This window comes from Serratia sp. LSHTC3, from assembly GCF_057197125.1.
Genome location: NZ_JBXUNP010000005.1, coordinates 103,811 through 117,971 on the forward strand (window position 1 = coordinate 103,811; position 14,161 = coordinate 117,971).

General features: G+C 57.8%; 12 protein-coding genes. 9 read left to right on the top strand and 3 right to left on the bottom strand.

Annotation, left to right across the window (positions count from 1 at the left end):
• Positions 1-340: 340 nt before the first annotated feature.
• Entirely contained in the window at positions 341-1,819 is a 1,479-nt protein-coding gene (ampG, locus tag AC2CGI_RS18805) for a muropeptide MFS transporter AmpG (RefSeq protein WP_015376843.1), read from the bottom strand.
• Positions 1,820-1,870: 51 nt separating this feature from the next.
• Positions 1,871-2,449 carry a lipoprotein gene (locus AC2CGI_RS18810; protein ID WP_076740504.1) on the bottom strand — a complete coding sequence of 193 codons (579 nt, stop codon included), beginning with the start codon at positions 2,447-2,449 and terminating at the stop codon, positions 1,871-1,873.
• 314 nt (positions 2,450-2,763) lie between these two features.
• On the opposite strand from AC2CGI_RS18810, the gene bolA reads away from it, so the two are divergent.
• The 9 genes from bolA (at position 2,764) to AC2CGI_RS18855 (ending at position 13,408) form a co-directional block, all read left to right on the top strand.
• Complete coding sequence (bolA, locus tag AC2CGI_RS18815; RefSeq protein WP_004940361.1) at positions 2,764-3,078, top strand: transcriptional regulator BolA; 315 nt, start codon at positions 2,764-2,766, stop codon at positions 3,076-3,078.
• Between the two features lie 367 nt (positions 3,079-3,445).
• Positions 3,446-4,750, top strand: a complete 1,305-nt coding sequence (gene tig, locus AC2CGI_RS18820; protein WP_031300019.1) for a trigger factor — start codon at positions 3,446-3,448, stop codon at positions 4,748-4,750.
• A gap of 438 nt (positions 4,751-5,188) precedes the next feature.
• Positions 5,189-5,812 carry an ATP-dependent Clp endopeptidase proteolytic subunit ClpP gene (gene clpP, locus AC2CGI_RS18825; protein WP_015376845.1) on the top strand — a complete coding sequence of 208 codons (624 nt, stop codon included), beginning with the start codon at positions 5,189-5,191 and terminating at the stop codon, positions 5,810-5,812.
• A gap of 143 nt (positions 5,813-5,955) precedes the next feature.
• Entirely contained in the window at positions 5,956-7,227 is a 1,272-nt protein-coding gene (clpX, locus tag AC2CGI_RS18830; protein WP_004940354.1) for an ATP-dependent protease ATP-binding subunit ClpX, read from the top strand.
• A gap of 194 nt (positions 7,228-7,421) precedes the next feature.
• Positions 7,422-9,776: an endopeptidase La gene (gene lon / locus AC2CGI_RS18835; protein ID WP_076740503.1), complete on the top strand. Its 2,355-nt coding sequence runs from the start codon at positions 7,422-7,424 to the stop codon at positions 9,774-9,776.
• 216 nt (positions 9,777-9,992) lie between these two features.
• Positions 9,993-10,265 (top strand): nucleoid-associated protein HU-beta, encoded by a 273-nt coding sequence (hupB, locus tag AC2CGI_RS18840; RefSeq protein ID WP_004940351.1) that lies wholly within the window; start codon positions 9,993-9,995, stop codon positions 10,263-10,265.
• Between the two features lie 178 nt (positions 10,266-10,443).
• Positions 10,444-12,327 (top strand): peptidylprolyl isomerase, encoded by a 1,884-nt coding sequence (ppiD, locus tag AC2CGI_RS18845; protein WP_004940347.1) that lies wholly within the window; start codon positions 10,444-10,446, stop codon positions 12,325-12,327.
• A gap of 138 nt (positions 12,328-12,465) precedes the next feature.
• Positions 12,466-12,840, top strand: coding sequence for a ComEA family DNA-binding protein (locus AC2CGI_RS18850; RefSeq protein WP_004940345.1), 375 nt, complete (start codon positions 12,466-12,468; stop codon positions 12,838-12,840).
• 154 nt (positions 12,841-12,994) lie between these two features.
• Complete coding sequence (locus AC2CGI_RS18855; RefSeq protein ID WP_076740502.1) at positions 12,995-13,408, top strand: acyl-CoA thioesterase; 414 nt, start codon at positions 12,995-12,997, stop codon at positions 13,406-13,408.
• Positions 13,409-13,444: 36 nt separating this feature from the next.
• Here AC2CGI_RS18855 and queC read toward each other — a convergent pair whose 3' ends face one another.
• On the bottom strand, positions 13,445-14,143 hold the full coding sequence (gene queC, locus AC2CGI_RS18860) for a 7-cyano-7-deazaguanine synthase QueC (RefSeq protein ID WP_004940343.1): 699 nt from the start codon (positions 14,141-14,143) through the stop codon (positions 13,445-13,447).
• Positions 14,144-14,161: the final 18 nt, after the last annotated feature.

Below are 14,161 nucleotides of genomic sequence, written 5' to 3' on the forward strand. Positions count from 1 at the left end.
GCTTGTTGACACTTTCTGTTAAGGGGGTCACAGATGTAACCCTGCGTGACAATTTACCAATGACAACAACGCGTTGGCACGCTGAATCGTGACGAGCAGCCCGTATGTTAAGGAAAACTAAAGGTATGATGAATTTGGCGAAGAAATGCGCGGCGGGGAAATACGCAGAAAAGGTTTATTTAATGTAAAATAATTGTGTCTTAAAGGTGAATTTAATTTTATTTCCGAGTGCGGCAGTCGGATAAAAAAATAATTTCCGCGCCGATTATCTTTTTTTACCGAAATAAATATATCCCCGGATCGCTTTTTTTTCGGCCGGTGAAATCACCGGCCGGTCAGATTATGCCAAACGGGTGCGGCGCAGGGCGAGGTAATCCAACGTACTGCCCATGGCGACGCCGAGCAGGCTCAACGCGGCGCCGACCTGCAGCAGCCGATCGGCCAACTGCGGGGCCTGAGTCCAATCCAGCGCATTGGTGATAAGCAACAGCAACCACAGGCCCAACAGCGAACAGCCTAGCGTCAGTAAGCGCAGCGCCCAACGGTAAGATTCTGAAAACTCAGTGCGCGGCATAAAATTGCCATGCTGCTGGGTGTGCTCCAGCGTCTGACGACAGATACCGAGCAGCAGCAAGCCGGGCAGGGCAGCGGCGATAGAGAACAGGTAGAACAACGGCCAACCGTGGGCTTCAACGAACCAGCCGGCGATCGGGCCGACATAGACGCGCCCTACGGCGGACAGCGCCGACAGCAGCGCGAACTGGGTGGCGGAGAACGACCGGTTGCACAGCGTCATTAGCAGCGCCACGAAGGCCGCGGTGCCCATGCCGCCACACAGATTTTCGAGGAAGATGGCGCTGCCCATGGTGAGCAGGCTCTTGTCGGTCACCGCCAGGATCCAATACCCGAGATTGGAGACCGCCTGCAGGACGCCGAACAGCATCAGCGCGCGGAACAGGCTGAGACGTTGCATCAGCACGCCGCCGAACAGGGCGCCGACGATGGTCGCGAACAGGCCGAGGGTTTTGTTCACCAGCCCGACTTCACCGGCGTCGAACCCCACGCCGCGGATCAGGAAGGTGGTACTCAGGCTGCCGGCGAAGGCGTCGCCCATTTTGTACATCACGATTAGCAGCAGGATCAGCCAGGCGTTGTTGCGGCCGAAGAAATCGCGCAGCGGCGCGACGACCGCCTGTTCCATGGTGCGCGGCGCCGGGATGCTTTCATCCGGCTCCGGCGCCAACAGCGTGGCGGCCACGCCGATCAGCATCAATCCGGCCATCAGCCAGTAGGTGGCTTGCCAGCCGAAATAGCGATCCGCCAGCCACAGCGCCAGGCCGCCGGAAACCAGCATCGCCAGCCGATAACCCAGCACCGAGATCGCCGCGCCCGTGCCGCGTTCTTCGGCTTTCAGCAGATCGGTTTTATAGGCGTCGAACACGATATCTTGCGAGGCGGAGCAGAACGCCACCAGCACCGCCAACGCCGCCAGCCACCACAGGTGCTGCGCGGGTTGCATAAAGCCCATCGCCACAATCGCCGCCACCAGCAACAGCTGGCTGATCAGCAGCCAACCGCGCCGCCGCCCGAGAAACGGCGGGGTATAGCGGTCCATGAACGGCGACCAGAGGAATTTGAAGACGTAGGCCTGGCCTACCAGCGAGAAGATGCCGATGGTTTTCAGATCGATATTTTCGACGGTCATCCAGGCTTGCAGCGTGCCGGAGGTCAATGCCAGCGGCAGACCCGACGCGAAGCCCAGCAGCAGCAGAATGGCGGAGTTACGCTGGGTGAAGATGTTCAGATAGTGTTTCGACATGAGTTCCCTGTCTGCGCCGCCCGATCCGCCGGGCGGCGCCAGGCGCGCCGATTAGCGCGCGTTTTGCTTGATGAAATCGTTGACGCTGGTGTCCTGAGCCATGTCGGCGATCACGTCGCCCAGCACGGAGTTGACGGCGTCGGTGATCTTCTCGTTGGTCGCCGTGAAGGCGCCCTGCACGTTATAGGTCGAGCGGTAATTCTTCACCTGCTTGTTGCCGTTCTTCGCCTGAGCGATGATCGAGATGTCGGCTTTGGTGGTGATGTTGTAGCGCAGGTTACCTTCGGCGACGTCCGCGTACAGGTTATTGACGACGATTTGCAGCGCCACCGGGCCGTCGGCACCGATCATGTAGCCGCGTGCGCCCATCTGTTTCTCCAGCACTTCCTGCAGCAGGAAACGCAGATCGCGCGATGGCGTTAGCGTGACCAACTGGCCGTCGCGGTTCACCTTGGCCAGCGCCTGGTCGGCGCGCTGATCCGCGCCGTTGATGCTGACAGTGATGCCCTGCAGGGTAGGATCCTGCTGCGGCAGAACGATTTTCGGCGTGACGTTCAGGGTGTTGCTGCTGGTCGCGCAGCCGGCCAGCAGCAGGGCGGCCAGCAAAGGAAGACAAAGTTTCTTTAACATGTTTTCTGTCTCATTCTCGATGGATTTAGTAATAATCAGAGCGGGATAGCCGACAACAAATTGCCGACATCATAGCATCGCCGCCGTGCGGTGGAAGCGCGGAAGGCGCCTGAGTGACAAATTTTTACCTGCCGTTGATAAAAACACGCTTTTTTGGCCCGCTCAATCGGATAATCCCCCAAGCGGCGGGGATGGCGCTCATCATTTGACCGCAGAAAAGAGAAATTTGTCCCGGCGATGGTCTAAACGGGGGAAAACCGGCTAATATTGAACTAGATGGGCACGGTCCTCTGCCGGTGTTGTAAGGAGATCCTATGATTCGCGAGCAAATAGAAGCAAAGTTAAGGGCGGCGTTTGAGCCCGCGTATCTGGAAGTCGTTGATGAAAGCTATCGTCATAACGTTCCGGCGGGTTCAGAAAGCCATTTCAAAGTGGTATTGGTCAGCGATCGCTTCGTCGGCGAACGTTTTTTGACGCGCCACCGCTCCATCTACGGCGTATTGTCGGAGGAGCTGGCGGACGGCGTACACGCGCTGGCGCTGCACACCTATACGCTCAAAGAGTGGGAAGGTCTGCAGGATACCGTGCCGGCCTCGCCGCCGTGCCGCGGCGCCGGCACGCTGGCCTGAGGGGGAAATTTTCAGGTATCAGTGGAACTTTGCCCTTGAATTAGGGTATTACTACTGACGAATTTTGAAACGGCCTGCGGGCCGTTTCTGTTTTTGACGACGACACGGCCGACGCGCAATGTGGCCAACGTTCGGTCTGTTTTGGCGGCCTTTGGGCGATCGAATCGGCAAAAGTGTGAGTTTTAGCGCGCCTGCGCCGCCTAGCTTTCCTCGACTCGCCACGCATGCGCCGCTATAATGTCGCGTCTTATTTTTCCGGAATGGTTTCGGGACGCTTCTGTCATCAGGGAACTCGGTTCTTATCTGTAGCCGTCCTGGTTCTTGGAACGGAGTTGACCGAGCACTGTGATTTTTTTGAGGTAACAAGATGCAAGTTTCAGTAGAAACCACTCAAGGCCTTGGGCGCCGTCTCTCTATTACTGTACCGGCTGATACTATCAAGCAGGCGGTGAAGAAAGAGCTGATCAACGCAGCGAAAAGCGTGCGTATCGACGGCTTCCGCAAAGGCAAAGTGCCGATGAACATCGTGGAACAGCGTTACGGCGCCTCTGTTCGTCAGGACGTGCTGGGCGAAGCGATGCAGCGCAGCTTCGTTGACGCGATCATCAAAGAAAAGATTAATCCGGCCGGCGCACCAAACTACGTGCCGGGCGAGTACAAAGAAGGTGAAGACTTCACTTTCGCCGTTGAATTCGAAGTGTATCCAGAAGTTGAGCTGAAAGGCCTGGAAAACATCGAAGTCGAAAAACCCGTAGTTGAAGTGAACGACGAAGACGTCGACGCGATGCTGGATACCCTGCGCAAGCAGCAGGCCACCTGGAAAGAAACCGATCGCGCGGCGGAAGCTGAAGATCGCGTGACCGTTGACTTCACCGGTTCTATCGACGGTGAAGAGTTCGAAGGCGGCAAAGCGTCCGACTTCGTGCTGGCAATGGGCCAGGGCCGCATGATCCCAGGCTTCGAAGAAGGCCTGGTCGGTCACAAAGCGGGCGAAGAGTTCTCCATCGACGTGAACTTCCCGGAAGACTACCATGCGGAAAACCTGAAGGGCAAAGCGGCCAAATTCGCTATCGTGCTGAAGAAAGTTGAAGAGCGCGAGCTGCCGGAACTGACCGAAGAGTTCATCAAGCGTTTCGGCGTGGCGGACGGTTCCGTTGCCGGCCTGCGCACCGAGGTTCGCAAGAACATGGAGCGCGAGCTGAAAGGCGCCGTGCGTAACCGCATCAAGTCTCAGGCGATCGAAGGCCTGGTGAGCGCGAACGAAATCGACGTGCCTGCTGCCCTGATCGACGGCGAAATCGACGTGCTGCGTCGTCAGGCTGCACAGCGTTTCGGCGGCAACGAGAAGCAAGCGCTGGAACTGCCACGTGAACTGTTCGAAGAGCAAGCGAAACGCCGCGTAGTGGTTGGCCTGCTGCTGGGTGAAGTGATCAGCACCAACGACCTGAAAGCTGACGAAGACCGCGTGAAGACGCTGATCGAAGAAATGGCCTCCGCCTACGAAGATCCGAGCGAAGTCATCGAGTTCTACAGCAAAAACAAAGAGCTGATGAACAACATGCGCAACGTGGCTCTGGAAGAGCAAGCGGTTGAAGCACTGCTGGCGAAAGCGAAAGTGACTGAAAAAGCCACTACCTTCAGCGAGCTGATGAACCAGACTCAACAGGCGTAATGCCGGCGTGTCGGGCGCGATGAACGGCGCCCCCGGTTTCGCCTGGCGAACCGGCGCACGATGAAAAAGCCCGCAACCTCAGGTTGCGGGCTTTTCTTTTTGCCACGTTGCTGATTAATCTCAGGTTAAGCGGGATAATATGCACTATATTTACCCTGTTGCCTGGGGAACTGGCTGGCATGATAAAGGTCAGAATAACGGCATCGTTTCCGGCGCGCGGAGAAAATCGGCCTCTGGGCTTGAAATCGCGCCGGGCTCCCCCCATCTGTAAAGAATGATTCTGGGGCTGTTTGCCAAAGTGCGCGGGATAAAACAACCGTCGGGTACGTGCGGCGCGGGTCGAATGCTTGAGCATAGTCATCATGGCCGTTCTCAAGTAGAATCGGCGTATTAGGGTGACACCCTGGCCGCCAAGGCAATTTCTATTAGGAGACGGTAATGTCATACAGTGGCGAACGAGATCAATTTGCACCGAACATGGCGCTGGTGCCGATGGTGGTAGAGCAGACTTCACGCGGGGAGCGTTCTTACGACATTTATTCCCGCCTGCTGAAAGAGCGCATCATTTTCCTGACCGGCCAGGTGGAAGATCACATGGCCAACCTGATCGTGGCGCAAATGTTGTTCCTCGAAGCGGAAAGCCCGGAAAAAGACATTTACCTCTACATCAACTCGCCGGGTGGGGTAATTACCGCGGGCATGTCAATTTACGACACCATGAAGTTCATCAAGCCGGACGTCAGCACCATCTGTATGGGCCAGGCGTGCTCGATGGGCTCCTTCCTGCTGACCGCGGGCGCCAAAGGCAAACGTTTCTGCCTGCCGAACTCGCGCGTGATGATTCACCAGCCGCTGGGCGGCTACCAGGGCCAGGCGACGGACATCGAAATCCACGCGCGTGAAATCCTCAAGGTGAAAGCGCGCATGAACGAACTGATGGCCGAGCATACCGGCCAGCCGCTGGAGCAGATCGAGCGCGATACCGAGCGCGATCGCTTTATGACCGCGGACGAAGCCGTGGAATACGGCCTGGTTGACGGCATTCTGACACACCGCAGCTAGAACCACGCGGCGCCGATGGACTATAGTAATCAGAGTGGGCAGGGGCTCGTTCTGTTGTAGCCCCTCGGCGTTCCCGATATGAGTTTGGGCGCACTGCCGCCGTGATTTTCCTGCGGGACAAGACTAAAGAAGAGGTTTGACTGATGACAGATAAGCGCAAAGACGGTTCAGGAAAGCTGCTGTACTGCTCTTTTTGCGGCAAAAGCCAGCATGAAGTGCGTAAGCTGATTGCCGGGCCGTCAGTGTATATCTGCGATGAATGTGTCGATCTGTGTAACGACATTATTCGCGAAGAGATTAAAGAAGTTGCCCCGCATCGTGAGCGCAGTGCGCTGCCGACGCCACACGAAATTCGCCACCACCTGGATGACTACGTCATCGGCCAGGAGCAGGCGAAGAAAGTGCTGGCGGTTGCGGTGTACAACCACTACAAACGCCTGCGCAACGGCGATACCAGCAACGGTATCGAGTTGGGCAAGAGCAACATCTTGCTGATCGGCCCGACCGGCAGCGGCAAGACTCTGCTGGCGGAAACGCTGGCGCGCTTCCTGGACGTGCCGTTCACCATGGCCGACGCCACCACGCTGACCGAAGCCGGTTACGTGGGCGAGGACGTGGAAAATATTATCCAGAAGCTGTTGCAAAAATGTGACTATGACGTGCAGAAAGCGCAGCGCGGCATCGTTTATATCGATGAAATCGATAAGATTTCCCGTAAGTCTGACAACCCGTCGATCACGCGTGACGTCTCGGGTGAAGGCGTGCAGCAGGCGCTGCTGAAGCTGATTGAAGGCACCATCGCCGCGGTTCCACCGCAGGGCGGGCGCAAGCATCCGCAACAGGAATTCCTGCAGGTCGATACTTCCAAGATCCTGTTTATCTGCGGCGGCGCATTTGCCGGCTTGGATAAGGTGATCGGTCAACGCGTCAACACCGGCTCCGGCATCGGCTTCGGCGCGACCGTCAAGGGCGAGTCCGAGAAGGCCACCGAAGGCGAACTGCTGCTGCAGGCCGAACCGGAAGATTTGATCAAGTTTGGTCTGATCCCTGAGTTCATCGGCCGTCTGCCGGTGGTGGCGACCCTGAGCGAGCTGAGCGAGGACGCGCTGATTCAGATCCTGAAAGAGCCGAAGAACGCCCTGACCAAGCAGTATCAGGCGCTGTTCAATCTGGAAGGCGTGGAGCTGGAGTTCCGCGACGAAGCGCTGAACGCCATCGCCAAGAAAGCCATGGCGCGCAAAACCGGCGCCCGCGGCCTGCGTTCCATCGTGGAAGGCGCGCTGCTCGACACCATGTACGATCTGCCGTCGATGGACAGCGTAGACAAAGTGGTGATCGACGAGTCGGTGATCGCCGGCCAATCCAAACCGCTGCTGATTTACGGCAAGCCTGAAGCCCAGGCGTCTGGCGAATAATTAGCCAGTTAAACCAGCGCGTTATCAGCAAAATGGGGGATTTCATCCCCCATTTCTTTTTCCTGCATTCTTGCCGTTGAATGTAAGAGATTCATCCCCATATACTCATTAACCAGATTTTATGAAACGTTAGATGCTTGCGTCTCATGAGATTCCCCCTCAACCTGGCGGAAATTAAACTAAGAGAGAGCTCTATGAACCCTGAGCGTTCCGAACGCATTGAAATCCCCGTTTTGCCATTGCGCGACGTGGTGGTTTATCCGCACATGGTGATCCCGTTATTTGTTGGCCGGGAAAAATCGATTCGGTGCCTCGAAGCCGCAATGGATCACGATAAGAAGATCATGCTGGTGGCACAGAAAGAGGCCTCAACGGATGAACCTGGCATTAACGACTTGTTCTCGGTCGGCACCGTAGCGTCGATCCTGCAGATGCTGAAGCTGCCGGACGGCACGGTAAAAGTGCTGGTCGAGGGGCTGCAGCGCGCACGCATCACTACGCTGTCCGACAGCGGTGAGCATTTCGCCGCGCAGGCGGAATACCTTGAGTCGCCGGCTATCGACGAGCGCGAGCAGGAAGTGCTGGTGCGCACCGCGATCAATCAGTTTGAAGGCTATATCAAACTGAATAAAAAAATCCCGCCGGAGGTGCTGACGTCACTCAACAGCATCGACGACGCCGCGCGCCTGGCGGACACCATCGCCGCCCACATGCCGCTGAAACTCAGCGACAAGCAGTCGGTGCTCGAGATGTCCGACATCACCGAGCGTCTGGAATACCTGATGGCGATGATGGAATCGGAGATCGACCTGCTGCAGGTTGAGAAACGCATCCGTAACCGCGTCAAGAAGCAGATGGAGAAGAGCCAGCGCGAGTACTATCTGAATGAGCAGATGAAGGCGATTCAGAAAGAACTGGGCGAGATGGACGACGCGCCGGACGAGCACGAAGCGCTGAAGCGCAAGATCGATGCGGCGAAAATGCCGAAAGAGGCGCGCGAAAAAACCGAAGCGGAACTGCAAAAGCTGAAGATGATGTCGCCGATGTCGGCGGAAGCGACCGTGGTGCGCGGCTACATCGACTGGATGCTGCAGGTGCCGTGGAATGCGCGCAGCAAGGTGAAAAAAGACCTGAACAAGGCGCAGGAAGTGCTCGATACCGATCACTACGGCCTGGAGCGCGTGAAAGATCGCATCCTCGAGTACCTCGCGGTACAGAGCCGCGTCAGCAAAATCAAGGGGCCGATCCTGTGTCTGGTGGGGCCGCCGGGCGTGGGTAAAACCTCGCTGGGGCAGTCGATCGCCAAGGCGACCGGTCGCCAGTACGTGCGCATGGCGCTGGGCGGCGTGCGTGACGAAGCGGAAATCCGCGGTCACCGTCGTACCTACATCGGATCGATGCCGGGCAAACTGATCCAGAAGATGGCCAAGGTTGGGGTGAAGAACCCGCTGTTCCTGCTGGATGAGATCGACAAGATGTCTTCCGACATGCGCGGCGATCCGGCCTCCGCTCTGCTGGAGGTGCTGGATCCGGAACAGAACGTGGCGTTCAACGACCACTACCTGGAAGTGGATTACGATCTGTCCGACGTGATGTTTGTCGCCACCTCGAACTCGATGAACATTCCTGCGCCGCTGCTGGATCGTATGGAAGTAATCCGCCTGTCGGGTTATACCGAGGACGAGAAGCTCAACATCGCCAAACAGCACCTGCTGCCGAAGCAGCTCGAGCGCAATGCGCTGAAAAAAGGCGAGTTGACGGTCGACGACAGCGCCATCATCGGCATTATTCGCTTCTATACCCGCGAAGCCGGGGTGCGCAGCCTGGAGCGTGAAATCTCCAAACTGTGCCGTAAAGCGGTGAAAACGCTGCTGATGGACAAGAAGCGCAAGCATATCGAGATCAACGGCGACAACCTGAAGGATTACTTGGGCGTGCAGCGCGTCGATTACGGCCGTGCGGATACCGAAAACCGCGTGGGCGAAGTCACCGGGCTGGCGTGGACGGAAGTGGGCGGCGATTTGCTGACCATCGAAACCGCCTGCGTGCCGGGCAAAGGCAAGCTGGCCTACACCGGTTCTCTGGGTGAAGTGATGCAGGAATCGATTCAGGCGGCGCTGACCGTGGTGCGCGCGCGCGCGGAGAAATTGGGCATCAACGCCGATTTCTACGAGAAACGCGACATCCACGTGCACGTGCCGGAAGGGGCGACGCCGAAAGACGGCCCGAGCGCCGGTATCGCGATGTGCACCGCGCTGGTCTCCTGCCTGACCGGCAACCCGGTACGCGCCGATGTGGCGATGACCGGCGAGATCACGCTGCGCGGTCAGGTGTTGCCGATCGGCGGCCTGAAAGAGAAGCTGCTGGCGGCGCATCGCGGCGGCATCAAAACCGTGCTGATCCCTTACGAGAACAAGCGCGATCTGGAAGAGATCCCGGACAATGTTATCGCCGATCTGGAGATTCATCCGGTGCAGCGAATCGATGAAGTTTTGAACATTGCGTTGCAAAACCCGGCCTTCGGCGCACTGCCGGTAGCGGCAAAATAGTGACGAATCGCAAAAACCATTGATAAAACTTATACTGGCAAGCCATTTCGGACTTGCCAGTATTTTTTTGTACCGCTAAGTTAGATCTCTGTCGGCCCGCGTTTTGTCACCCAGTCGGTGGCTTGCCAAGGTTCGATGGGATTGATATAACAGCTGCGCTGTCGCAACCGTAGGGATTTTTCGGTGCGACGATAGAATTCTAGAGGGGATGATAGAGTGAATAAGTCACAACTGATCGACAAGATTGCCGCAGGTGCTGATATTTCCAAAGCGGCAGCGGGACGTGCTTTAGACGCAGTAATCGCTTCCGTTACCGACTCCCTGAAAGCAGGGGATGACGTGGCTCTGGTAGGTTTCGGTTCCTTTACCGTGCGTGAACGTTCGGCCCGTACCGGCCGCAACCCGCAAACCGGTAAAGAGATCAAGATCGCGGCAGCCAAAGTACCTGCCTTCCGTGCAGGGAAAGCGCTGAAAGACGCTGTAAACTGATTTAGCGTCTAACCGTTTAGCGTAACAGGGTTTTGTAATAAACAATCACCTGACGCAGCGGTGCTGGTAAGGTAAGATACAAGGCGCATCGGACTGATGCGCTTTTTTTATTTTTGTCGCAGGGAACGCGCCTGCGCAAGGGTTGTTAATCCACATCACAGCGGAGTGTTGTCACACTATGATGGACAATTTACGCGCGGCTGCCAATCACGTCGTGCTCAAAATCATCCTGGCCCTGATCATCCTGTCATTCGTTCTGACCGGGGTGGGTAACTACCTGATCGGCGGCTCCGGCGATTATGCTGCGAAAGTAAATGGTCAGACGATCGAACGCGCTCAGCTGGAACAGGCTTTCCAAAGTGAGCGCAGCCGCATGCAGCAGCAGCTGGGTGACCAGTTCTCTGCGCTGGCCGGCAACGAAGGCTACATGCAGCAGATGCGCCGTCAGGTGTTGTCCCAGTTGATCGACAACATGCTGCTCGACCAGTATGCCAAGAAGCTGGGCCTGGCGGTCAGCGACGATCAGATCAAGGACGCCATCCGCAAGGCGCCTTACTTCCAGACCAACGGCCAGTTCGATAACGCCAAATATCTCGATCTGATTGGCCGCATGGGCTACACCGCCGACAACTTCGCGCAGTCGATGCGCCAGCAGTTGGTCAATCAGCAGGTGATCCAGGCCTTCGGCGAGTCCGGTTTCGTGCTGCCGTCTGAATCGCAAGCCATGGCGGCGCTGGTGCTGCAGGAGCGCGACGTGCGCCTGGCGACCATCGATTTGAAAGCGCTGCAGGCGAAACAGAGCGCCGGCGACGACGAACTGAAGGCGTATTACGATCAGAACAAGAACAGCTTCATCGCCCCGGAGCAGGTGAAGGTGAGCTATATCCCGCTGGACGCCGCGTCCATGCAGGACAAGGTGAAAGTGAGCGAAGAGGACATCAACGCTTACTACGACCAGCACAAGAGCAGCTACGGCCAGCCGGAGCGTAAAAACTACAGCGTGATCCAGCTGAAAACCGAGGCGGAAGCCAACGCGGCGCTGGATGAGCTGAAGAAGGGCGCCGATTTCGCCACCCTGGCGAAAGAAAAATCCACCGACATCATCTCACGCCGCACCGGCGGCGAGCTGGGTTGGCTGGAGCCGGAAACCACCGCCGACGAACTGAAGCAGGCTAACCTGACCGAGAAAGGGCAGCTGTCTGGCGTAGTGAAATCCTCCGTCGGCTACCTGATCGTGCGTTTGAACGACATCGAACCTGAGAAACTGAAACCGCTGAGCGAAGTGCATGACGCCATCGCCAAGCAGGTGCAGCAGGAGAAAGCGGTAGACGCCTATTACGCGCTGCAGCAGAAGGTGAGCGAAGCGGCGACCAGCGACAACGAATCTTTGGCCTCGGCTGAGGAAGCGGCCGGCGTGAAAGCGGCGCAAAGCGACTGGTTCACCCGCGACAACATCCCTGCCGCGCTGAACTTCAAACCGGTGGTGCAGGCGATCTTCGACGGCTCGCTGATCGGCGAGAACGGCGCGCCGGGCAGCAACTCCGACGTGATCACCGTAGACGGCGACCGCGCTTTCGTGGTGCGCGTGAGCGGCCACAAGCCGGAAGGCATCGAACCGTTCGACCAGGTAAAAGACCGCGTGGCGGAACTGGTGAAACGCAACAAGGCGCTGCAGGCAGCGAAGCTGCAGGGCGAGAAGCTGCTGGTTGAGCTGAAGCAGGGCAAGGGCGACGAAGCGATGAAGGCCGCCGGCCTGAGCTTTGGCGCCGTGCAGAAGATGGCGCGCGCGCCGGAAGACAGCCAGCTGGTGGAGAGTGTGTTCGCGCTGCCACACCCGCAGGACGGCAAACCGGTTTACGGCATGTCGCAGGATCGCCAGGACAACGTGGTGCTGATCGCACTCGATGCGGTGAAGCCAGGCACGCTGCCGGAAGACGAAATGAAAACCTTCGTCGGCAAGATGGAAGAGGGCGCGACCGGCGTTTCCTTCGATTCGCTGCTGGCGAGCCTGCGTAAAGAAGCCAAGATCAAAATGGGCGCCGCTGAGCAACAGCCTCAGTAATCGCCGCATTTTTCTGCAACGCAGTGCAACAAACAAAGGCCGCTTTCGCGGCCTTTTCCATATCTGACATCTGTCGATTGCTGAATATCCGCCGCCGCGGCAAGGTAGCCGTGCTGTCACACACAAGGAGGATACAGCATGCAATATTCAGAGAAAAAAGCGTTTTTCGGTTACCGTCGTCACGTTAACGCCGCGCTGACCGCGCTGTTGTTATGCCTGGCCGGCCCGGCCGCCGCGGTGGAAAAAAACGAGGCGCCGATGCTCTCAACACCGGCGAGCCATGGCGGACAATCGGTGATGACCAAGGCAACCGAAGAGGCGGCGGTCAGCATCAATCAGGCCACTGCCGAACAACTGGCCGCCGCCTTGAGCGGCGTCGGCCTGAAGAAGGCGGAAGGCATCGTGCGCTATCGCGAACAGAACGGGCCGTTCACCCAGGTTGAGCAGTTACAGGAGGTACCGGGCATCGGGCCGGCGCTGTTTGAGAAGAACCGCACCCGGCTGAAAATGTGATCCCGGTCGCGGCTGCGTGGCAAAATGGCGCTGAGGCCGTGACTCCTCTGCTACATTTTACAGGTCTTACCAGTTTGGCGCGTTGACCAAACGGGCGAGGGAGCCAGCGCGGCTCCCTCTTTCTGTAATCACCAGGCAGGAGCGATCGTTCCCTATGCAAACCTTTATCAAAGTTCGCGGTTATCACCTTGATGTTTACCAGCACGTTAACAACGCCCGCTATTTGGAGTTTCTGGAAGAGGCGCGTTGGGAGTGGTTGGAGAACGAAGCCGGGTTCCGCTGGATGACGGAAAACAACATTGCTTTCATCGTGGTGAACATCAACATCAATTACCGCAGCCCGGCGGTATTGGGAGATAAGCTGCGTATCGACAGCCAGATGGTGCAGCTCAACGGCAAGAGCGGGGTGCTGAGCCAAAAGGTGACGCAGGATCCGGCGGGGACGCTGGTGGCAGACGCGCTGCTGACTTTCGTGTGCGTCGATCTGAAAACGCAGCGTGCGCTGCCGATCGAAGGAGAATTGCGCGAGCACCTGGAGGCGCTCACGCTGAAGGATAATCCGCAGTAAGCTCACGGGCGGCATAGGCTGCCGCCGTCACTGCCCTCAGGCCAGGCCGGCTTTCTGCTTCAACGCCGCCATCACTTCTGCCTGGTTGGCCCGGTACTGCGTCAGGCCATTGGCGCGCAGGTTGCAGGCGGCGCACTCGCCGCAGCCGTCACCCTTGATGCCGTTGTAGCAGGTCAGCGTATCCTGGCGTACGCGATCCAGCTGGTGGTAATAATCCGCCAGCGCCCAGGTCTCGGCCTTGTTCAGCCACATCAGCGGCGTTTCGAAGCGGATATCGCGGGCGATGCCCAGCGTCACCGCCTTGTTCAGCGCTTTAACGAACTCGTCGCGGCAATCCGGGTAGCCGGAGAAATCGGTTTCACACACGCCGGTGATCACCGCTTCCGCTTCGACCTGGTAGGCGTAGATCGCCGCCAGCGTCAGGAACAGGATGTTGCGGCCCGGCACGAAGGTGCTCGGCAGCGCGTTTTTCTGGTTGGGATCGTAGGCGGGAACCGGAATATTGTCGCGCGTCAGGCTGCTGACGGCCAGCTCATTGAGCAGCGTTACGTCCAGCACCTTGTGCGCCTTGGCACCGAGGGCTACCGACAGCTCTTGAGCCACTTCAATCTCGGCGCGATGGCGCTGGCCGTAATCGAACGTGACGCAGTGAACTTCGTCATACTGTTGCAATGCCTGGATTAAGCAGGTCGTGGAGTCTTGTCCACCGCTGAAAACGACAACCGCGCGCTTCATAAAATCACCTTTTTGGGC